The organism is Winogradskyella sp., from assembly GCF_965656915.1.
Lineage (GTDB): Bacteria > Bacteroidota > Bacteroidia > Flavobacteriales > Flavobacteriaceae > Winogradskyella.
This window is the reverse complement of record NZ_CBFHMI010000009.1, coordinates 14,345-35,703: the sequence shown is the minus strand read 5'-3', so window position 1 is coordinate 35,703 and position 21,359 is coordinate 14,345. Positions and strand designations below refer to the sequence as shown.

At 32.6% G+C, this 21,359-nt stretch carries 22 protein-coding genes and 2 tRNA genes; 9 read left to right on the top strand and 15 right to left on the bottom strand.

Annotated features, from left to right (window positions below; genetic code table 11):
- The first annotated feature begins 104 nt into the window (after positions 1 to 104).
- The 4 genes from ACTG3Y_RS04500 to ACTG3Y_RS04485 are packed head-to-tail and all read left to right on the top strand — an operon-like array spanning position 105 to position 5,269.
- Positions 105 to 2,051 carry a peptidylprolyl isomerase gene (locus tag ACTG3Y_RS04500; protein ID WP_439151725.1) on the top strand — a complete coding sequence of 649 codons (1,947 nt, stop codon included), beginning with the start codon at positions 105 to 107 and terminating at the stop codon, positions 2,049 to 2,051.
- A gap of 6 nt (positions 2,052 to 2,057) precedes the next feature.
- The gene (locus ACTG3Y_RS04495; protein WP_439151724.1) at positions 2,058 to 2,909 is read left to right on the top strand and encodes a peptidyl-prolyl cis-trans isomerase; all 852 of its coding nucleotides are present in this window, start codon (positions 2,058 to 2,060) and stop codon (positions 2,907 to 2,909) included.
- Positions 2,869 to 4,314 carry a peptidylprolyl isomerase gene (locus ACTG3Y_RS04490; protein ID WP_439151723.1) on the top strand — a complete coding sequence of 482 codons (1,446 nt, stop codon included), beginning with the start codon at positions 2,869 to 2,871 and terminating at the stop codon, positions 4,312 to 4,314. The genes ACTG3Y_RS04495 and ACTG3Y_RS04490 overlap by 41 nt, the downstream gene beginning before the upstream one ends.
- 1 nt (position 4,315) lies before the next feature.
- The gene (locus tag ACTG3Y_RS04485) at positions 4,316 to 5,269 is read left to right on the top strand and encodes an AAA family ATPase (RefSeq protein WP_439151722.1); all 954 of its coding nucleotides are present in this window, start codon (positions 4,316 to 4,318) and stop codon (positions 5,267 to 5,269) included.
- Here the strand turns inward: ACTG3Y_RS04485 and ACTG3Y_RS04480 are convergent.
- Genes ACTG3Y_RS04480 through ACTG3Y_RS04470 form a run of 3 tightly spaced genes read right to left on the bottom strand, consistent with a single transcriptional unit; the run spans position 5,261 to position 6,884 of the window.
- A complete protein-coding gene (locus ACTG3Y_RS04480) occupies positions 5,261 to 5,419 on the bottom strand; it encodes a hypothetical protein (RefSeq protein ID WP_439151721.1) in 159 nt (52 codons plus the stop codon). The genes ACTG3Y_RS04485 and ACTG3Y_RS04480 overlap by 9 nt on opposite strands.
- A 41-nt stretch (positions 5,420 to 5,460) precedes the next feature.
- Positions 5,461 to 5,853: an SCO family protein gene (locus ACTG3Y_RS04475; protein ID WP_439151720.1), complete on the bottom strand. Its 393-nt coding sequence runs from the start codon at positions 5,851 to 5,853 to the stop codon at positions 5,461 to 5,463.
- Positions 5,850 to 6,884: a hypothetical protein gene (locus tag ACTG3Y_RS04470; protein ID WP_439151719.1), complete on the bottom strand. Its 1,035-nt coding sequence runs from the start codon at positions 6,882 to 6,884 to the stop codon at positions 5,850 to 5,852. The genes ACTG3Y_RS04475 and ACTG3Y_RS04470 overlap by 4 nt, the downstream gene beginning before the upstream one ends.
- 137 nt (positions 6,885 to 7,021) lie before the next feature.
- Between ACTG3Y_RS04470 and ACTG3Y_RS04465 the strand changes: the two genes are divergently transcribed.
- The 3 genes from ACTG3Y_RS04465 (at position 7,022) to ACTG3Y_RS04455 (ending at position 11,346) form a co-directional block, all read left to right on the top strand.
- Positions 7,022 to 8,146: an acyltransferase family protein gene (locus tag ACTG3Y_RS04465; RefSeq protein ID WP_439151718.1), complete on the top strand. Its 1,125-nt coding sequence runs from the start codon at positions 7,022 to 7,024 to the stop codon at positions 8,144 to 8,146.
- Between the two features lie 265 nt (positions 8,147 to 8,411).
- Positions 8,412 to 10,679 (top strand): aconitate hydratase, encoded by a 2,268-nt coding sequence (locus tag ACTG3Y_RS04460; RefSeq protein WP_439151717.1) that lies wholly within the window; start codon positions 8,412 to 8,414, stop codon positions 10,677 to 10,679.
- 103 nt (positions 10,680 to 10,782) lie between these two features.
- A complete protein-coding gene (locus ACTG3Y_RS04455; RefSeq protein WP_439151716.1) occupies positions 10,783 to 11,346 on the top strand; it encodes a TlpA family protein disulfide reductase in 564 nt (187 codons plus the stop codon).
- Between the two features lie 2 nt (positions 11,347 to 11,348).
- Here ACTG3Y_RS04455 and ACTG3Y_RS04450 read toward each other — a convergent pair whose 3' ends face one another.
- The 6 genes from ACTG3Y_RS04450 to ACTG3Y_RS04425 all read right to left on the bottom strand — a co-directional run bounded on the left by ACTG3Y_RS04450 (position 11,349) and on the right by ACTG3Y_RS04425 (position 15,412).
- Positions 11,349 to 11,795: a beta-carotene hydroxylase gene (locus tag ACTG3Y_RS04450; protein WP_439151715.1), complete on the bottom strand. Its 447-nt coding sequence runs from the start codon at positions 11,793 to 11,795 to the stop codon at positions 11,349 to 11,351.
- 16 nt (positions 11,796 to 11,811) lie between these two features.
- On the bottom strand, positions 11,812 to 12,651 hold the full coding sequence (locus ACTG3Y_RS04445) for a phytoene/squalene synthase family protein (protein ID WP_439151714.1): 840 nt from the start codon (positions 12,649 to 12,651) through the stop codon (positions 11,812 to 11,814).
- A gap of 43 nt (positions 12,652 to 12,694) precedes the next feature.
- A complete protein-coding gene (locus tag ACTG3Y_RS04440) occupies positions 12,695 to 14,155 on the bottom strand; it encodes a phytoene desaturase family protein (RefSeq protein ID WP_439151713.1) in 1,461 nt (486 codons plus the stop codon).
- Positions 14,156 to 14,160: 5 nt separating this feature from the next.
- A complete protein-coding gene (locus ACTG3Y_RS04435) occupies positions 14,161 to 15,060 on the bottom strand; it encodes a MerR family transcriptional regulator (RefSeq protein WP_439151712.1) in 900 nt (299 codons plus the stop codon).
- 140 nt (positions 15,061 to 15,200) lie between these two features.
- A tRNA-Leu gene (locus ACTG3Y_RS04430) sits at positions 15,201 to 15,286 on the bottom strand.
- A gap of 53 nt (positions 15,287 to 15,339) precedes the next feature.
- Positions 15,340 to 15,412 (bottom strand) — tRNA-Lys (locus ACTG3Y_RS04425).
- Positions 15,413 to 15,566: 154 nt separating this feature from the next.
- Here ACTG3Y_RS04425 and ACTG3Y_RS04420 point away from each other — a divergent pair.
- Entirely contained in the window at positions 15,567 to 16,064 is a 498-nt protein-coding gene (locus tag ACTG3Y_RS04420; RefSeq protein ID WP_439151711.1) for a shikimate kinase, read from the top strand.
- On the opposite strand, the gene ACTG3Y_RS04415 is transcribed toward ACTG3Y_RS04420, so the two are convergent.
- Genes ACTG3Y_RS04415 through ACTG3Y_RS04405 form a run of 3 tightly spaced genes read right to left on the bottom strand, consistent with a single transcriptional unit; the run spans position 16,056 to position 17,507 of the window.
- Entirely contained in the window at positions 16,056 to 16,559 is a 504-nt protein-coding gene (locus ACTG3Y_RS04415) for a phosphoribosyltransferase family protein (protein ID WP_439151710.1), read from the bottom strand. The two genes, ACTG3Y_RS04420 and ACTG3Y_RS04415, sit on opposite strands and share 9 nt — an antisense overlap.
- A complete protein-coding gene (locus tag ACTG3Y_RS04410; protein ID WP_439151709.1) occupies positions 16,559 to 17,152 on the bottom strand; it encodes a methyltransferase domain-containing protein in 594 nt (197 codons plus the stop codon). Before ACTG3Y_RS04410 ends, ACTG3Y_RS04415 begins: the two co-directional genes overlap by 1 nt.
- A complete protein-coding gene (locus tag ACTG3Y_RS04405; protein WP_439151708.1) occupies positions 17,139 to 17,507 on the bottom strand; it encodes an RNA-binding S4 domain-containing protein in 369 nt (122 codons plus the stop codon). Before ACTG3Y_RS04405 ends, ACTG3Y_RS04410 begins: the two co-directional genes overlap by 14 nt.
- 133 nt (positions 17,508 to 17,640) lie before the next feature.
- Here ACTG3Y_RS04405 and ACTG3Y_RS04400 point away from each other — a divergent pair, with 133 nt between their 5' ends.
- Entirely contained in the window at positions 17,641 to 18,711 is a 1,071-nt protein-coding gene (locus ACTG3Y_RS04400) for a hypothetical protein (RefSeq protein ID WP_439151707.1), read from the top strand.
- Between the two features lie 65 nt (positions 18,712 to 18,776).
- Here the strand turns inward: ACTG3Y_RS04400 and ACTG3Y_RS04395 are convergent, their stop codons facing one another.
- Genes ACTG3Y_RS04395 through ACTG3Y_RS04385 form a run of 3 tightly spaced genes read right to left on the bottom strand, consistent with a single transcriptional unit; the run spans position 18,777 to position 21,249 of the window.
- The gene (locus ACTG3Y_RS04395; RefSeq protein ID WP_439151706.1) at positions 18,777 to 19,376 is read right to left on the bottom strand and encodes an outer membrane beta-barrel protein; all 600 of its coding nucleotides are present in this window, start codon (positions 19,374 to 19,376) and stop codon (positions 18,777 to 18,779) included.
- A gap of 54 nt (positions 19,377 to 19,430) precedes the next feature.
- Complete coding sequence (locus tag ACTG3Y_RS04390) at positions 19,431 to 20,384, bottom strand: transketolase family protein (RefSeq protein WP_439151705.1); 954 nt, start codon at positions 20,382 to 20,384, stop codon at positions 19,431 to 19,433.
- Positions 20,385 to 20,403: 19 nt separating this feature from the next.
- Positions 20,404 to 21,249: a transketolase gene (locus ACTG3Y_RS04385; RefSeq protein ID WP_439151704.1), complete on the bottom strand. Its 846-nt coding sequence runs from the start codon at positions 21,247 to 21,249 to the stop codon at positions 20,404 to 20,406.
- Between the last annotated feature and the right edge of the window lie 110 nt (positions 21,250 to 21,359).

Here is a 21,359-nt window from a genome sequence, read left to right as displayed (position 1 = left end):
ATTGCGTGCACAACAGCTTGTGAAATTAGGTATTTATGTTATTTTTGCTGAACCTCAAAATTCAGATTTTTAAATAAGATTTGCGATAAAAAGAAGGATAAATTATGAGTATTAAATTTAAAAGCCTCTTATTAATCTTGTTTGCAATTAATTTCTCGTTTGCACAAGATAAAGATGATGTATTATTAAAAGTAGATGGAGAGCCAATAACAACTTCAGAATTTTTAAGAGTTTATAACAAAAATTTAGATCTGGTAAAAGACGAAAGTCAGAAGGATATTGACGGTTATCTTAAACTTTTTACAGAGTATCAATTAAAATTAAAAGAAGCCAGACACTTAAAATTAAATGAAGGTGCAAAGTATCAGCGTGAATTTTTGAGCTACAAAAAACAGTTGACGAAAAACTACTTAGCAGAAAGTAAGGTTACCGAAGAGTTAGTGCAAGAAGCCTATAACAGAAGCAATATAGATATTAACGCAGCACATATTCTTGTTAGATTAGAAGAATCTGCAAAAGACACTATACAGGCCTATAACAAGGTATTAGCGCTGAGAGAGCGTGTTTTAAAAGAAGGATTTGATGCTGTTAAGCAAGAAGTACATAATGGCAAAACTATTTTTTTAGAAGATTTAGGCTATTTCTCAGCTTTTAAAATGGTTTATGATTTTGAAACAGCTGCCTATAATACAGCAGTCGGTGAGATATCAATGCCATTTAGAACACAATTTGGTTATCATGTTGTTAAGGTCAATGAGAAAAGACCATCACGAGGTACTATTACTGCAGCTCATATAATGGTAGGCTTAAAACAGAAAGATACACTATTAGATCCAGAACAACGCATTAATGATATTTATAAAAAGTTAAATCAAAAAGAAAGTTTTGAGTCTTTAGCCAAACAATTTTCTGATGATAAAAGTTCTGCCAAAAGTGGTGGTCGTTTGTCACCATTTAAAAGTGGTCAATTAAGTTCGGTAATTTTTGAAGATCAGGCTTTCGCTTTAAAAGAAGATGGAGATGTTAGTAAACCATTTAAGACAGAATACGGTTGGCATATTGTTAAACGTATTGGCTTAAAACCTGTTGAATCGTTCAAAACTTTAAAACCTACTTTACAAGCCAGGGTAAAACGAGACTCAAGATCAAAATTGATTAACGAGTCTATGGTGAATGAGTTAAAGAAAAAATATGAGATTACTTATAACGATGAAGCAAAATCATATTTTGAAGGCATACTCACCAGTGATTATTTTGCCAGAGCATGGAGATTACCTGCTGATTTTCAGAAAAACAAGACCATTTTCAGCATAAACGACAGAGCTGTCACATATAATGTATTTGGGCGTCACCTTATGGCTGCTCAGAGAAATTATACATCACAAAATATGCCAGCGAAGCAAGTCATAGAGAGTGAGTTTAAAGCGTTTTTTGAAAAGTCATTATTACAATACCGAGAAGATAATCTCGAATTAGAGAATAAAGATTTCGCAAATATTTTAAAGGAATACAGAGATGGTCTTTTGTTATTTGATCTAATGGAAAAAGAAGTGTGGAATAAGGCAGCAAAAGATACAGTTGGTTTAGAAGCATATTATAAAAAACATAAATCGAAATATCAATGGAAAGATAGAGTGGATGTGGTAATTGCGACTTCTGCTAACGAGGCAATGATGTCTTCGATATTGAAAATGCTGAAAAAGGGAAAGACACAAGAAGAAATTGCGAATAAACTAAATACTGGAAAAACACAGAATGTAATTTTTACAAAAGGAATTTATAATGCAGATGATGGAAAGTTGCCAGTGAATTTTGAATTAAAAGAAGGTCTTTCAAAAATATATAATCATAATGAAGCTTTTCATATCATTGATGTAAAAAAAATTCTACCTGCAAGAATTAAAACATTAGAAGAAGCCAAAGGCAATGTTATTAATGATTATCAGCAGCAATTAGAGGCAGACTGGATGAATGATTTATATGAACGTTTTTCAGTAGAAGTCAACCAAAAAGCATTAGAAGCTGTAAAAGCTAAGATTAAAAACCAATAATAAATCTTGAGGCAATTTGCATTAATATTAATAGGATGTACTCTCATTGTTAGTTGCGATTTTCTTAAAGCAAAAGATAATCGGAAACCTATAGCAAGAGTAGACGAATCCTATTTATATCTAGAAGATATTGAGGATATTGTACCAGAAGGAACCTCAGTGGAAGATAGTACTCTTATGGTCAATGCCTATATTAATCGTTGGGCAAGACAATTGTTGTTAATGGAAGGTGCATTGGTTAATTTATCTCAAGAAAAACAAGATGAATTTTCTAAACTGGTTGAACAGTATAAGAATGATCTCTATACAAAAGCGTATTTAGAAGGCCTAGTCAAAAAGAACATAGATACTTTAGTTGCCGCAGACGAAGCCGAAGTATTTTATCAGGCTAACAAAGAGTCATTTAAATTAAATGACGATTTATTACAATTCAGATATGTTAGTTTACCACTAAACCCTATAGATTTAGATACTATTAAAACAAGGTTCAAGCGCTTTGAAAATAAAGATAAAAGATATTTAGATTCAATATCAGTACATTTTAAAACCTATTCGCTTAATGATTCCATTTGGGTTAAGTTTAGCCAGGTAGTAGATAAAGTACCAGTTGTAAATTTTGAAAATAAAGACCAACTGTTAAAAAAAACTAATTTCTTACAGCTCAAAGATTCATTAAACCTATATTTGATGCATGTCAAGGACATACGATTACAAAATGATTATGCACCGTTAGATTATGTAAGTCCTTCAATAAAAAACATTGTTATTAACAAGAGAAAATTAGAGCTGATAAAGCAACTCGAAAACGATATTACAAATGATGCTATTAAGAATAATCAATTCCAAATTTATAACTAGAGTTTCTCTAGCACTGTGTATTACACTATGCAGTTTTATCAATGCACAGGAAATTATCCCAGATGATAAGCCAACGCTAGCAAAAAAGAAAGATAGTATAACCTCTAAAACACGAATTAAAGCAGATGGTGTAGCGGCTGTTGTAGGTGAGTTTATAGTATTAGAATCCGATTTAGATCGTGAGATTGCACAATTAGAAGCCTCGGGTGCTGACTTAGAAGGATTTACACGCTGCGAATTATTTGGTAGTCTTTTAGAAAGCAAGTTATACGCACACCAAGCCATACAAGATAGTATTTTGGTTAATGAATTATATATTCAGGGTTTAGTAGAGCAAAAAATAGAGGGTATTTTAGCTCAGACTAAAGGAGATATGGATGGCTTATTAAGATTTTATAAAAAAGATTCTGAAGCAGCTTTAAGAGAAGAGATGTACGAAATAAATAAGAACGGCTATCTCGCTCAAGAAATGAGAGCTAAAGTAGTGCAAGATGTTGAGGTAACTCCAGAAGAAGTAAGAGCATTTTTTAATGATATTCCAGAGGATGAAAGACCAGTATTTGGTACAGAATTAAAAGTGGCACAGATCGTTGTAATACCAGAAGTTACAGAAGACGCAAAACAAGCTGTCATTGAGCGATTAAAAGCCTTTAAAAAAGATGTAGAAGAAAATGGTTCAAGTTTTACAACTAAGGTTTTGGTATATTCTGATGATAAAGCCTCAAAGTCTAAAGGTGGAAAATATACTCTAAATAGAAAGCGACCAAGAATGGTTAAAGAGTTTAGAGATGTAGCATTTTCATTACAGGAAGGTGAAATTTCAGAACCGTTTGAATCTGATTTTGGTTTTCATATTATTTTATTAGAAAAGATTAGAGGACAAGAATACGATGTAAGACATATTTTATTGCGTCCTGAGCTTACACAAGAGGCGATTCAAAAAGCAAAAGACGAAATTGATATGGTAAGAGAAAAAATTGTCGACGGTACTATCACTTTTGCTGAAGCAGCCAGAGAGTTTAGTGATGAAAAGGAAACTAAATATGAAGGAGGACAATTAACAAATCCACAGACTCAAGATTTTAATTTTGAATTGACAAAAATGGAACCAGAGATGTATACTCAAATTCAGAATCTAAAAGATGGAGAGGTGAGTCCTGTGATACAAGATGAAGATAGAATAAACCTAATTAAGTTTAAAATAATGACGGTCACTGATAGAATCGATGATCATGAAGCTGATTTTGCTAGAGATTATCTTAAGATTAAAGATTTAGCCTTACAAGATAAACAGTTAAAAGCTATTGCAGATTGGCAAAAGACTGTAATTACAGAAACCTATATTAAAGTTAATGGCGAATATAAAGCTTGTGATTTTAAAGGAAACTGGTTAAAAAATCAATAATATGTCAGATGTAACTATAATAGAAAATTTTGTAAAAAAATATGCTGCGCTCAAACAAGAAATAGCGAAAGTTATTATTGGTCAAGATGATGTCGTAGATCAAATTCTAATTTCTATTTTCTCTGGCGGACATTCATTATTAATAGGTGTTCCAGGTTTGGCTAAAACATTAATGGTCAATACCATTGCTCAGGCATTAGGCTTAGATTTTAAAAGAATACAGTTTACGCCAGATTTAATGCCAAGTGATATTTTAGGAAGTGAAATTTTAGATGAAGATCGTCACTTTAAATTTATAAAAGGACCAATCTTCGCTAATATTATTTTAGCAGATGAGATTAACAGAACACCTCCTAAAACACAAGCAGCTCTGCTAGAAGCTATGCAAGAGAGAGCTGTAACTGTTGCAGGTCATCAGTACAAGCTAAGCTTGCCGTATTTTGTATTGGCAACTCAAAACCCAATAGAGCAAGAAGGTACATACCCTTTACCTGAAGCGCAGTTAGACCGTTTTATGTTTGCTATTAATTTACAATATCCTTCGTTTAAAGAGGAGGTTGAAGTCGTAAAAGCAACAACAACAGATATCCAAACTACGGTAAATTCTTTATTTACGGGACAGGAAATTATAGATTTTCAAAATGTTATAAGACGTATACCAGTAGCAGATAATGTGATAGAGTATGCTGTTTCGTTAGTGGCTAAAACACGACCAAATGCAGATACTGCTGCAGATATAGTGAAAGAGTTTGTAGATTGGGGAGCAGGACCAAGAGCTTCACAAAACTTAATATTAGCAGCAAAAACTCACGCAGCAACAAACGGTAAGTTTTCGCCAGATATTGAAGATATTCAATCTATAGCAACAGGAATTCTTAGACATAGAATTATTAAGAACTATAAAGCAGAAGCTGAAGGTATTACGGACGAAAAGATTATTGAGAGTTTATTTTAGTAAGGTCTTAATATCCATTTTCAAGCGCTCTACTTCTTCAGAAATTAAAACATTATAGAATCCTCTAATCAGTTGGTCTTTATCTAGTAGTGCTACGTAGCTACTATGGTAAAAATCTGTTCCATCTTCGTTAGGTCTAAAGTTAGTCATATATTGGTTAGCCTGTTTTTCCGTTATAATTTCAGAAGCTCTTAAAAACTGCCATTTTGTATTTGGTATACCTGTAGATTCAGCATAAGCTTTAAGAACATCAACTGTATCGTTTTGGCATCAATGGTATGAGATACAAATAATACGTCTTCATTATGTAAAAATTCATTTGCTACTTTAATTAGTTCTCTTCGCATTGGTGGGCAAATACTGGGACAACTTGTGAAGAAGAAATTTGCAATGACTATTTTTCCGTTTAATTCTGCTGCAGTAAATACTTTATTATTTTGATTCACAAATCTGGAGTAGGTAATAGAATAAAACTCTTTGTCTCCTAAAAAATTTATTTTATAGCTTAAAACTGGAAGCTCCTTTGTGTTAGATTGACAGTTGAAGAACAATAATAATAGTGATATGATAACAAGTCTTATCATTTAGACTGATTGTATACTTTTAATTTTTCATCCACCTCCTTGTCGTAAAGAAAAATAAACATACTCGCCATCATATCTTGATTGGTCTTAGAAGTATTGTTGGTCTCTAAAATTAATTCATACTTGTGATCAGGATATAACATTACACCGACTTCACTAGAAAATGCAGCCACTTTTTCTAATCTGATTTTATTCTTATAGTTTATCGCTTTAGCTGTAAATAAACTTTCTCCGGTAGTGGTGTTTTTTAAGGTCAAAGCTTCCGCAAAAGGGTGAAGATGGGTTGCAATATGATGCATTGTAGTGCTGTCTTTTAATTGCAATTGATGTGTAATATCATATGTGTATTTATCTTTACCAGGAAATATAACCCAATGTCCAGAAAGACTTTCACCTTTATCATTTGTATAGCTGTGGTTGCTAGTTTCTACAGGTAAGCACATATTAGGATCATTATTTGTAGGGCCTTGAAAAGGATTTTCTGTATTATAAGGCAGCATAATAAAAACTGTTTTACTTTCCAGAGGCTTTATTGTACTATTATGTGCCTTATAACCAATAGAAACCTGATGCTTTACAGAAAAAGATTCAGGCTTTATATTATGATTTAATGTTTGAGTTGATAAGAATAAGTTTTCATTTCCAAATACAGGAAAACCATAGCCTTCAGGAAATTCATAGCTTTCTATACCATTACTCATTGAAGTTAATCTCGGGTATTGTTGACCAATCCGATTATTTAAATCCCAATGAGAATAATGTTCTCCATCGTAAAAATCTACATTGGTATGGCAAACGTAATCATTAGATAAAACATCAACTTCGTTGGTGCTAAGTGCTTTAGTTTCAAAAGAAGTAATCCAAAATAAGTCAGTACTATTTTGATTAATCTGAAAAGAACGTGTTGCTTTAGGACCTTCCATAGACTTATAAATCTGATCGATGACTAGTGTCGGTGTAACTAATGAGATAAAGCTATCATTTTGAGACAAATTCCAGGTATTGTCCACAATTCCTAAGGTGTGGTTCACTTGCGTTTTTACTATGGCTTTATGCCTACTTCATAGGTTTAAATAATAGATGCCACCAAAGCACATAGCAACCAACATTAATAAAACTGAATATTTTAGTACTTTAGACTTCACACATTAAAAGTACTAATTTTTTTATGCAAGATTATAGCGCAAAACGTGTTTTTGGTTTAGACCTGCTTCGCGCGCTCGCCATTCTCTTAGTTGTATTTTCAAGTTTATATTTTTTGGTGTCTAATACTCAGGGATTGGTCGCGCAATTAATTAGTATTTCGGGTATTATTGGAATAGAAATATTCTTTGTTCTGAGTGGGTATTTATTAGGTCGGAAATTTTATTATTTATTTCTCAATAAAGATTTTAGTTTCAAATCTATTTCCAAATTTTGGATTCACAGATGGTTTAGAGTGCTACCTAATTATTATTTGGCCCTATTTATTAATATAGGATTAGCATTGTATTTAGGCTTAAAACTACCATCAGATACTTGGCAATATTTTTTGTTTATACAAAATTTCTCGTGGTCATTAGATTCAGCTTTCTTCTTTGAATCTTGGAGTATTTCTATAGGGGAATTCGCGGTATTATTGGGACCTTTACTTCTGTATTTGTTGATGCTATTAAAGTTGAATATAGAAAAATCCAAGTTATTCCTAGGTATTACACTAGCAATTATTTTCATAGGCATTTGTACTAAATGGATTTACTCTTCACAAGATGAGGTTAAAACAATGATATCCTGGAGCTCTAATTTAAAAACAGTTGTTGTTTACAGAATTGATGCTGTTTATTATGGAGTGTTAGCTGCGTATATATCTATCATGAGACCCTTATTCTGGAAGAAAGTTAAATTCTATACGTTTCTCATAGGACTTTTGTTGTTCTATTTCTTATTTGTGTATGTGCCTGCTAAGTATTGGTTTATTGAAACACATACTCACTTTTGGAATGTATTGTATCTCCCTTTATGCTCCATAATCATTACGTTAATGTTACCATTATTAAGTCAATTGAGAACTGTATATTATATTATAGACAAGCCAGTTAGATTTATAAGTTCTATAGCTTACGCTATCTATGTTATACATTACTCAATTATGATAGGATTGTTATCGCAACTAATACCTACCTATAATTTGCCAATATTTGATCGTATTGTTTACGGAGTAGTTTATTTATCTGGTCTTATTTTAACAGGTTATATTATTAGTCGTTGGTTTGAAAAACCGATAGCCTTACTGAGGAATTATGGCAAGGGCTAGATTTTATTTTATTTGAATTAGTAATCAGGTTTAAAAATGGAAAGTTGAATTTTAGAATTCATAATTATTCTAAATAATATAATTTGTTAAATTATTGATTTTATAGCTTTTTTACTGTTAATAATTGAAATATTTAATAAAAAACAAATTAAATTATGATTTAAATTCAATAAAATTCCTATTTCATTACATATTTTTAAAAACGCGATGAAATTCGTACTTTTGTGCTGCTTAAAAATTAATTATCAACCTTTAAATATACTATATGGCATTTGACATTGATATGATTAAAAAGGTTTATGCTAACATGACGGAGCGTGTAGATGCTGCCAGAGGAATTGTTGGTAAACCATTAACACTTTCAGAAAAGATTTTATATTCTCATTTATGTGAAGGAAAACCTACTAAAGCCTTTACCAGAGGTAAGGACTATGTAGATTTTGCTCCAGACCGCGTTGCTTGTCAGGATGCCACAGCTCAGATGGCATTGTTACAGTTTATGCAAGCAGGAAAGCCTAAAGTAGCTGTGCCAACTACTGTACATTGCGATCACCTTATACAAGCCAAAGATGGAGCTGCGACAGATTTAAAGCACGCGAATAATACCAGTAGTGAAGTGTTCAATTTTCTAGAATCTGTTTCTAATAAATACGGAATTGGTTTTTGGAAACCAGGTGCAGGAATTATTCATCAGGTAGTCCTGGAGAACTATGCGTTTCCGGGCGGAATGATGATTGGTACAGATTCTCATACAGTGAATGCTGGTGGATTAGGAATGGTTGCAATAGGTGTAGGTGGAGCCGATGCTGTGGATGTAATGGCAGGAATGGCATGGGAATTAAAGTTTCCAAAACTAATCGGTGTAAGGTTAACAGGTAAATTATCTGGTTGGACAGCACCAAAGGATGTTATCTTAAAAGTAGCAGAAATACTTACCGTTAAAGGTGGGACAGGAGCCATTGTAGAATATTTTGGTCCAGGAGCTTTATCTATGTCTTGCACAGGTAAAGGAACTATTTGTAATATGGGAGCAGAAATAGGTGCAACCACTTCAACATTTGGTTATGACGATTCTATGGAACGCTACTTAAGAGCAACGGATAGAGAAGATGTAGCTGATCAAGCAAATAAAATAAAAGATTACTTAACTGCAGATGCAGAAGTATATGAAAATCCTGAGCAGTATTTCGATCAGGTGATTGATATCAACCTTTCAGAATTAGGTCCTTTATTAAATGGTCCATTTACTCCAGATTTATCAACTTCTGTTGGTAAGGAGATGACGCACAAGGCTAAGGATAATGAGTGGCCTATGCAAGTAGAATGGGGACTTATAGGTTCTTGTACAAATTCATCTTACGAAGATTTATCCAGAGCGTCTTCAATCGCTCAACAAGCATTAGACAAAGGTTTAAAAACTAAAGCTGAATTTGGAATTAATCCAGGATCAGAGCAAGTAAGATATACAGCAGAACGCGATGGTATTTTAGATGTTTTTGAAAAATTGGATGCTAAAATATTTACCAACGCTTGTGGTCCATGTATTGGACAATGGGCACGTTATAGTGATCCAAAAAATGCACCGAAAAATAGTATTGTGCATTCGTTTAATAGAAATTTTGCTAAGCGTGCAGATGGTAACCCTAATACACACGCTTTTGTGGCTTCACCAGAAATTACAGCAGCAATTGCCATTGCTGGTAGACTAGACTTTAATCCAATGACGGATAAGTTAATTAACGAAAACGGAGAAGAAGTCATGTTAGATGAACCAACAGGATGGGAACTACCTCCTAAAGGTTTCGATGTCAAAGAAAATGGGTATTTAGCACCAATGGCAGATGGTAGTGGTGTAGAAATTACAGTAAATGACGATTCTGAGCGTTTACAATTACTAGAGCCGTTTACACCAATAGGTGATACAATTACAGGAGCAAAATTATTGATAAAAGCGTTCGGTAAATGTACTACGGATCATATTTCAATGGCTGGTCCTTGGTTACGTTTTAGAGGGCATTTAGATAATATTGCCAATAATACCTTAATTGGAGCGGTAAATGCTTTTGGTAAGAAAACTAACTTCGTTAAGAATCAATTAACAGGTGAGTTTGGTGGAGTACCAGACACTGCAAGAGCATATAAAGCCGCAGGAATTAAATCTATAGTTGTTGGAGACCATAATTATGGTGAAGGTTCTTCTAGAGAGCATGCAGCTATGCAGCCAAGACATTTAGGAGTTGCAGCAGTGATTGTTAAATCATTTGCACGTATACACGAAACAAACCTTAAAAAACAAGGTATGCTAGGGTTAACATTTGCCAATGAATCAGATTATGATTTAATCCAAGAAGATGATACGTTCAACTTTCTGGATTTAAATGAATTCGCACCAGATAAGCCGTTACATGTAGAAGTAGTTCATACAGATGGTTCAAAGGATACCATTGCTGTAAATCATACGTATAATGACACACAAATTAAATGGTATAACGAAGGTTCAGCTCTTAATTTAATTAAAAAGCAAAACGCTTAACACAATTCATATAATTATAAAATACTCTTAATCAGAAATGGTTAAGAGTTTTTATTATATTGACTTCTTAGGAGTTTTGTAAATTGCCTATTTAATATTGAAAATGAAAAAGAAACTCTCCTTAAGCAATATACTTTTTGTATTAGTTATTCTCTTGCTTATTATACCAGAAACAAGAAAACCAATATTAGTAACCTTACACAAGGGATTAAGCTATGTAAATCAGTCTTCATTGATTGGCGTAGAAGATCGGACTACGCTTTCAAACTTAAATTGGAGATTAAAATCTGATTCAAATGAAGTCATCAATTTGAAGGATTTACAAGGGAAAGTAGTGGTTGTCAATTTTTGGGCTACGTGGTGCCCACCTTGCATTGCAGAAATGCCAAGTCTACAGATACTTTATGATAATTATAGTGATAAAGTTGAATTTTTATTTGTAAGTGATGAAACTCTAGAAACAATCAAAAAATTTAAATCAAAGAAAGGGTTTTACTTTACAGTCTTTAATCCACTTTCTGAACCACCCAAGGAATTAAGCACAACATCAATTCCAAGAACTTTTGTTATTAATAAAAAGGGAGAAATAGTAATTGATGAATCTGGTGCTGTTAATTGGAATAGTGAAAAGGTAAGGGAACAACTCAATCAGTTATTATCTGAGTAGGCTTATTTAAAATACTTGAATGGTACTATGAGCATTCCGAAATTTTCTCCTTTGTCTTTACCTAAATGTTTATGATGTATTTTGTGAGCACGCCTAACTCCTCGTGCATATTTATTATCAATATTTCGTAGCCATTTAAAACGTTGATGTATAAATATATCATGAACAACAAAATAGGCAATACCATAGGCTAATATGCCAAAGCCAATAGGTAAGGCATACCAAATTCCTTCTTCGCTAGATAAATAAAAACAAGACATACTTACGACAGCGTAAAAAATAAAAAAAGCATCATTTCGCTCGAACCAACTATCATGATCTTTGTGGTGGTGGTCTTTATGTAAACTCCATAAAAACCCATGCATTATATACTTATGTGTAAACCACGCATTGAATTCCATAATAAAAAACGTTCCAAAAAAGATTAATATCCAGTAAACAGTCTGCATTTTGGTAATATTTTTATTAGAGCAAATTTAATTGATATTTCACATAACTTCTAGTAAGCAGTTCAACTTTTTTGTAGTTAGGAACCCTAATTCTTGCAGATTTAATCTCTAAAGCTGGTGTTTTCTTTAGCTTTTGCAATAATTTATTATAGTATCTATAAGCCATAAATACCCCAAAACGTGCTTCTAAAGGTAATTTTTTAATTCCAACAAGACCCTTAGCGAAATCATTTTCAATGTCGGTAATTATAGCCTGTTTAGATGCCTCATCTAAATGATTTAAATCTGTATTAGGAAAATACGTTCTACTTAAATCTTCAAAATCTGCTTTAAGGTCTCTTAAGAAATTTACCTTTTGAAAGGCTGAGCCTAAACTCATGGCAGAATCTTTTAAATCTTCATACTTTATATTATCTCCATTAACAAAAACTTTTAAGCACATTAGCCCAACCACGTCAGCTGATCCATAAATATAGTCCTTATATTCCTGTTCGGTGAGATAGTCTTTTTTATGAAGATCTAACCGCATACTATTCATAAAAGCATCAACTAAGTGCTTGTCTATATTATATTTATGGTAAGATTCCTGAAAGGAATTTAATATGGGATTAAGACTAATTTTGTCTGTAAGTGCATTTTCTAAGTCTTCTTCAAAATTTTTAAATAATTTTTCTTTGTCGTAATCATGAAATGCATCTACGATTTCATCAGCGAATCTTACAAAACCATAAATGTTATAAATATCTTGTCTTATACTTTCCGATAACATTTTAGTAGCCATAGAGAATGAGGTACTGTAAGCATTCGTAACCATCTTACTGCATTCTTTAGAAACGTTGTCAAAAATTGATTTCATAGGTGATTTTTATGCTAGAATTTTAAAATTCTATTTTTAATGGTTAGTTTAATTTCTTTTTAATTAAATCAGCAACTAATTTTCCAGATATTAATGATGGCGGCACTCCTGGACCTGGTACAGTTAGCTGACCTGTAAAATATAGGTTTTCTACTCTTTTACTTTTTAGATTAGGTCTCAAAAATGCGGTTTGTCTTAAAGTATTTGCCATGCCATAAGCATTTCCTTTGTATGAATTATATTCACTTATAAAGTCATTAACACAAAAGGACTCTTTAAACAGTACATTATCAGTTACTTTCTGATTAGTAATATTTTCAAATCTATTTATAATAATATCGAAATATTGCTCTCTTAGTTGTGGTGTATCCTCTAATCCTGGAGCTATTGGGATAAGAAAAAAACCAGTTTCGCAATCTTCAGGAGCCATACTGTAGTCTGTTACTGACGGAAAGTTAACATAAAATAATGGATTTTCAGGCCATTTTGGCTCATCATATATTTCTTCGGCATGATTTTCAAAGTCCGTATCAAAAAATAAATTATGATGTTCTACACCAGTAAGTTTCTTATCAAAGCCTACGTAAAACAATAAGGATGAAGGCGCAAATGTGCGTTTAGCCCAATAGTTTTCACTGTACTGACGGTATTTCTGATCTAATAAAGTTTCAGAATGATGATAATCAGCTCCGCTAAGAACTATATCAGATACTATGTTTTCACCATCGACAACTAAACCTGTTGTACGTCCATTCTCCACATTAATTTTTTCGACATTGCGGTTGGTATTAATTTTAACACCTAAACTTTCAGCAAGACTCTTCATAGCTTTGATGATTTCATACATACCACCTCTAGGATGCCATGTACCTAAGCCAAAATCTGCAAAGTTCATAAAACTATAAAATGAAGGTGTTTGATTAGGTTTTGCTCCTAGAAAAAGGACTGGAAATTCTAAAGTTGAAATCAATTTAGGATTCTTAAAGTTCTTACGTACTTCAGAACTAATAGTTTTAAAAAAACGATCTACTCTGGTTACCGTTTCTTTTGTAACTAATTCAAAAGGTGATAAACCTGGTTTTAAAACCACTTTGTTAATTGCAATGTTATAATGATCTTGAGCTTGAGAAATAAACTTTCTTAGTGGTTTAGAACTGCCTTCTTCTATTCTTTCAAATTCATCACATATTTGATCCATATGATCGCCTATGGTAATCACTTCATCTGAAAAAAATATCTTGTAAGCTGGGCTCAGTTTATCTAATTGGTAATAATCACTCGTTTTCTTTCCGAAATCATTAAAAAATTTTTCAAAGATGTCTGGCATCCAATACCAACTTGGTCCAATATCAAAAGTAAAACCATCCTTTATTAGCTGTCTTGCTCTTCCACCAACTGTGGCATTTTTCTCATAAACCAAGACATCATAACCTGCTTTTGCCAGGTAGCATGATGCAGATAATGCAGAAAAACCCGAGCCTATAATTGAAATCGTTTTACTCATTTATGTTATAATTCGTCTATTAAAGCTTGGATAGATTTAAATGCTCTCATTTGTTTTGGTAATTTTGCTAGATCTAAGGCATTTAACATCTGACCTAATATCCAAAATTGAGTGTTTTCTGAAACTAATATTTGCTCATCAAAATCTTCAATATATTTTTCAATATTTTCCTTTTCAGGTTTTACTGTGAAATAAGACACATAGATAATTTCGTCATAGTAATTCTGGAGATCTATTAAGCTCGCCAGAGGCACACTTTGTCCTAAGAATATAGACTGATATCCTTTACTCACAATTTCATGATTAATAAACATTAATCCTAATTCATGTATTTCATTATCTGGTAAGTAAAGAACGAAGGTTTTCTTAGATGTATTGACTTGTTTAGACTGAATTTTCTCTGTATTAATGAGTATTTTCTGTCTAATTAAAGTTGTTAAAAAATGCTCGTGTGCAGGAGTTATAGTATCAGTCTGCCAAAGTAGTCCTATTTCAGTCAGAAGAGGAATATAAATATCATAAAATATATCTTTGAATGGCATTTCTTTTAAGAGTGACTCGTAAGTGTTATAAAATAATGCCTGATCAAAATTAAGCATCGATAACTTAAAAGAATTTATAGCATGACTCTCTATATTGTTTTGCGATGCAATTTCTCTTACTAAAAGAGGAATTTTATGCTCTTCTATTGTTGCAATTTTAGAAATCTTATAGCCATTATTATTGAGATAGCTTACATTTAATAGCTTTTGAAAGCTAGCTAAATCGTAGTACCTGATATTTGTTTCTGTTCTCTTAGGCTCTAATAAATCATAGCGCTTTTCCCAAATACGTATAGTATGTGCTTTAATTCCAGTAAGATTTTCTAAATCTTTAATACTAAATCTATTCTTAATGTTGTTCATTTTTTTATAAAAATGTTTAAACAAAAATAAGATTTATACTAACACAAGACCTAGAATTAACAAAAATTAAGTAAAAAACTTAATAAAAAATAAGTAATTGTACTAACTCAGCACAAAAGAGTAGAATAAGTTAAAAATTGTGCGCACGAGAAGACTCGAACTTCCACGACCTAAAACGGTCACTGGCCCCTCAAGCCAGCGCGTCTACCAATTCCGCCACGTGCGCAAATAGATAAGTAAAGGTAAAAAAAAAGTTAAGCTTTAGCGCTTAACTTTTTGTGACCGGGCTGGGGCTCGAACCCAGGACCCTCTCCTTAAAAGGGAGATGCTCTACCAACTGAGCTACCCGGTCTTAATTTTTTTTCTCTAACGAGGGTGCAAATATAAAATGTTTAATTAATAAAACAATACTTTTTTTATTTAAATTTTCGTTTTTTTGTTGCCTGTTTATGTATTAATTTAATAATCAATTTGTAAGCCTTATGATAATAGTTTTAATAGGATATATGGGATCAGGAAAATCTACTATCGGTAAGGAATTAGCTACAATTCTTAATTATCATTTTATTGATCTAGATGACTATATTTCAGTAAAAGAAAATAGTTCAATCACTCATATTTTTAAATCAAAAGGGGAGATTTATTTTCGAAAAAAAGAATCATATTACCTCAATGAATTATTAACACGTAAAACTGATATAGTATTAGCAGTAGGTGGTGGTACTCCTTGTTATGGACAAAACTTAGATTTATTAAAAGGTACACCTTCAACACTATTGTTTTATTTAAAACTATCTATATCTTTACTAACCAAAAGACTAATTTCAGAGAAGAACCAACGTCCTTTAATTAGCCATTTAAAGTCAGAAGAAGAACTACTAGAATATATAGGTAAACATTTGTTTGAAAGAGTGCAGTATTACAACCAAGCAGATTATACCATTGATACTGATAATAAGACAAAGCAAGATATCATAGAAAAAATGCTACTGTATTTAATCTAAATAGGCTTCGTGAGGTTGCTTAGATAGATTAACATGTACATGTTCAAAAAGAGACGTAGACAAAGATATGCCCTTAAAATCTGCTTTTACAGGGTATTTTTTGTGATTTCTATTTACTAATACTGCAGTTTTAAATTGTTTAAGTGGCACATCTAAAAAGTGCTTTATACCATATATTAATGTACTCCCAGAATTTAAAACGTCGTCGACCAACACTATAGATTTATTTGAATAGTCTTCTTTAGAGATAGATGTTTTAATAGGGTTAGTAGGTACAGCTTTATCAATAGAAACTTTGCACAAAGTTGATTCTATTTCAGAAATTTTATAGAGTTTAGCTTTTATTTTTCTAGCCAATAAATAGCCATTACTTTCTATACCTGCAATTACCAATTCAGTTTCGTCAGCATTGCTCTCATAAATTTGGTAAGCTATGCGCTTAATTTTATGCTCAATTTCTTTATGACTTAATATGGTGTTTTTTGTTAATGCCATCAGGTCTTTTTTTCAAAGATAAAAAACAGTTCTTTACCTTGTCTTTCTTTTATTGAATTAATTGATTGCTCTAATATCTTGATATCGAAATTCTTATTGAAAAGTGATTTGTACTCATTTAGGCTACCACCAAATGGCGGTCCTGAAGATGTAAGTTCAAAATCAAAAAATAAGCCTACGAGTTTACCATTTTGCTTTAAGAGCTTGTTCATCTGTTTAGAGTAAGAAGTTCTTAACTCAGGGTTGAGAGCACAGAAAAACGTCTGTTCAATTATTAAATCGAAAGAATCATTGAGTTCAAAAAAATCTGAATGAAATAATTGGTTTTCAGGAAAATCTACTACACGTTGTTTTAAGTGATTTAAAGGTTGCGTCGCTATATCTACTACATAGGTATTTTTAAAACCTAAATTCCATAAATATTCTGCTTCATAACTATTACCAGCACCAGGAATAAGAATTTTTAAAGACTTATCTTCTAATTGGTCAAAGTAAGTTTTAAGAGGAGTAGAAATATAGCCAATATTCCAGCCTGTTTCATTATTTACATAACGCTCCTCCCAATAGGCTCTGCCTAAATTATTCTTCTTCATAAAATTCGTCTATATCGCGCCTATCTTTTTTTGTTGGTCTTCCAGTACCTTTCTTTCTGTAATAATCTTTACTGTATTTTAATAATTCCCTGGCCTCAAAAGCTTCTTTGGGTGTAACATCAGTTCTATAAATATCAACTAGCTTAGCACCAACTCTGCTTTTGGGTACATCATTAACAATCAACTTGTAGTTAATTTGGTCTTTTCTTAATTCAATTTTATCCGTTGGGTATACCTCTCTCGAAGGCTTGGCCACAACATCATTAATTTTAATTTTACCTTTTTTACAAGCCTGGGTTGCTATATTGCGAGTTTTGTAATATCTCACACACCATAAAAATTTATCAACACGCATACATTTTAACTAAAAAACAACGTTAATCTTATTGTACAAAAATATTATATTATTGTATCTTGCGCCAGTTAATTGAGCAATAATGAATCTTATTTTAATTTTGTGGTATTTAAAATAAGCAATACAAAAATTTATGAAAATTAAAGCCTTACAATTTTGTCTTTTTCTTACAACTCTAACTACAGTTTTTGTTGCCTGTGAGGAAGATGATGGTCCAACTCAAGATTTTGTGGAAAGAGACAGAGCTGTACAACAGATATCTGATGACTCAACATTAGTAGATTATTTAACGACGCATTATTATAATTCTAGTTTCTTTGAAACAGGTACTAATCATAGATATAGTGATATTGTGATTACAGAATTACCTCAGGATGACGAAGGGAATTATTTAGACATGCCAGATCCAGATAATAACACACTTTTAATCGATGCTGTTGAAACGTTAACAACTGAGTGGGTAGATACAGATTACAAATATTATGTTTTAAGATTGAATGAAGGCGGAGGTAAAGCACCAAAATTCACAGATGCTATACGCTATAGATTTGAAGGTAATATTGTTGAAACAGATGAACCTTTTCAAGAAATAGCTTCACCTGAAGAATTAAATTTGCAAAGTGATGTTTTTAGTGGTGGTGCAATTAGAGCATGGCAATTAGTAATGCCTACGTTTAAGGCTGCTTTAGACTTTTCTACAGACGAGGAAGGTATCACTAATTATAATGATTTTGGATTAGGGGTAATGTTTGTACCATCCGGACTTTCTTATTTCTCATTTCCAACTTTAAATATTCCAGCATATTCAAACCTAATATTTAAGTTCGAGATTTTACAGGTAGAAGTCAGAGATCACGACAGTGATGGTGTGCCTTCATATCTTGAAGATATCGATGATGATCAAAACGTATCTAACGATGATTCGGATGATGATGGCTTCCCTGATTATTTAGATTTTGATGATGATGGAGATGGAGTCTTTACTATTAATGAATTAGTACCTACAACCTATGTGGTAGATACTAATATGGGAGAAACAGAACCAACATTAGCAGAAAACGAGTATGAGAGAAGTAGAAGTGAGTCCGTTGGAATAATAACTATAGAAACTGTCACACTCGTTGATACTGATAATAATGGAACAGCAGATTATTTAGATGAAGATGTTTCTTTTAATTATAATGAAGAGAGTGATGATTCTTAATTATCAACAAACGAAAAAATAAAAAAGCCGCTAATTTAGCGGCTTTTTCTTTATGTTTTTTACTTCTATAGAGCAATTGATAAACTTAAAATCAACTGATCTGGCCTAGTATCTATTCTACTTACAGCAACAGCTCCGAGATTATTATTTATAAAACGGGCTTCGTTGTTATTAAAACCTCTTTCGTATCGTAGATCAATTCCTACTTTGTTGAAATTAATGCCTATACCAAAATTAAGACCTACAGAAAAATCATCTTCTACGTTATCAATATCAATGCCATCAAATTCTGTATCGAGAATGTATTGCAGCGATGGTCCACCAAAAACACTTACAGGGCCTAAGACTTTAAGACCAACTAATAGCGGAGCATCAATTTTTTTTATTGAGAAATCATTACTGTTGTAGTCACTCTTAGTGGCTGTATAAACCAGTTCTGGTCTAAAATATAGTTGATCTCCTATCTTTCCAAAAATACCTAAGTGATATCCAATGTTCCAATCTGGATTCCTTGCATTATCGCCAATAGACTCAAAGTAGTCTCCGTTTGCACTGTAATTAAGTCCACCTTTAAAACCAAATGAACTTCCTTTTTGTGCGTTTAAACTAAAACTAATAAATGCGAAAACTACAGCTAAGAATGCTGACTTTTTTAAATTTTTCATAATGTTCGTTTTTAAGATTAGGTATGTAATATCAAAAACGTTGCCAAAATGAAGTTATTTTCTTTTCACTACTTTTTTTACAGCATTAATGATTGCGTCACTATTTAAACCATACTTATCCATAAGTTGCGCGGGTGTACCAGATTCTCCGAATGTGTCGTTTGTTGCAACAAACTCTTGCGGAGTAGGATTATGGTTTGCTAAAACTCTTGCAACGCTTTCTCCTAAACCACCAAGATAGTTATGCTCTTCTGCAGTTACAATACACCCAGTTTTTGAAACTGAGTCTAATATGGCTTTATCATCTAATGGTTTTATAGTGTGAATATTAATGACTTCAGCACCTATGCCATTTTCATTTAAAGCTTTAGCAGCCTCTAATGCTTCCCAAACTAAATGACCTGTCGCTACAATCGTTACATCATTTCCTTCGGTTAGTTGTACGGCCTTTCCAATTTTAAACTTACCATTTTCTAGAGTAAAATTAGGTACTTTTGGTCTGCCAAATCTTAGGTAAACAGGTCCATCGTGTTCTGCTATAGCCAGAGTAGCTGCTTTTGTCTGATTAAAATCACAAGTATTAATAACCGTCATACCTGGTAACATTTTCATTAATCCAATATCTTCAAGGATTTGATGTGTTGCACCATCTTCTCCTAAGGTAACACCTGCGTGAGAAGCACAAATTTTTACATTTTTTCCACTGTATGCAACACTTTGTCTGATTTGATCATAGACTCTTCCTGTTGAAAAGTTAGCAAAAGTACCAGTGAATGGAATTTTTCCTCCAATAGTCATTCCTGCAGCGATACCAATCATATTTGCTTCAGCAATGCCTACTTGGAAAAAACGTTCAGGGTGATTTGCTTTAAATTCATCCATTTTTAATGATCCTGTTAAGTCTGCACAAAGTGCTACAACATTACCATTAGTTTTACCAAGTTCTGTTAAACCAGCACCGAAACCTGATCTTGTATCTTTATTTCCTGTATTTGTATATGTCTTCATGTTTTGTTTTAATTGATGATTAATAATCCCCTAAAGTTTCAGCATTCTGAGCCAAACCTGTTGCTAATTGCTCATCATTAGGGGCTTTACCATGCCATGCGTGTGTATGCATCATAAAATCCACACCATTACCCATAACGGTTTGTAATAAAACACAAACAGGCTTTCCATTTCCTGAAAGTGATTTTGCTTTAGCCATTCCAGATAATATGGACTCCACGTCATTTCCATTTTCTATTTTAACGACTAACCAACCAAAAGCTTCAAATTTTGCTTTTAGATTTCCCATTGGTAATACGTTATCCGTAGAACCATCAATCTGTTGTCCATTAACATCAATGGTAGAAATGAGATTATCTATTTTATTTCCTGCAGCATACATAATGGCTTCCCAATTCTGTCCTTCCTGCAGCTCTCCATCACCATGTAAACTGTAAACCAATTTGACATCTTCATTTAATTTCTTAGCTTCGGCTGCACCAATAGCTACTGACATTCCTTGTCCTAATGAACCAGAAGCTATACGAATACCAGGTAACCCTTCGTGTGTTGTTGGGTGACCTTGTAATCTGGAGTCAATTAACCGAAACGTATTTAATTCTTCAACTGGAAAATAACCAGATCTTGCTAAAACACTGTAATAAACAGGTGATATATGACCATTAGAAAGAAAGAATAAATCTTCACCAATGCCATTCATATCAAAACTGTCTTTAGTTTCCATGATGTCTTGGTAAAGGGTAACAAAAAATTCAGCACATCCTAATGAGCCTCCTGGATGACCAGAGTTCACCTTGTGTACCATTCGTAAAATATCTCTACGAACTTGTGTAGTTAAATCTTCTAATTGTTGAATGTTTGGCATCTTATATTGCTTAGATTAATGGCACAAAAATAGTTTTTTATAAGGGTCTCGCAAAAGTAGAATGATGTCACTTATTAACGATTTTGAGGATTTGCTAACAATTTTAAATT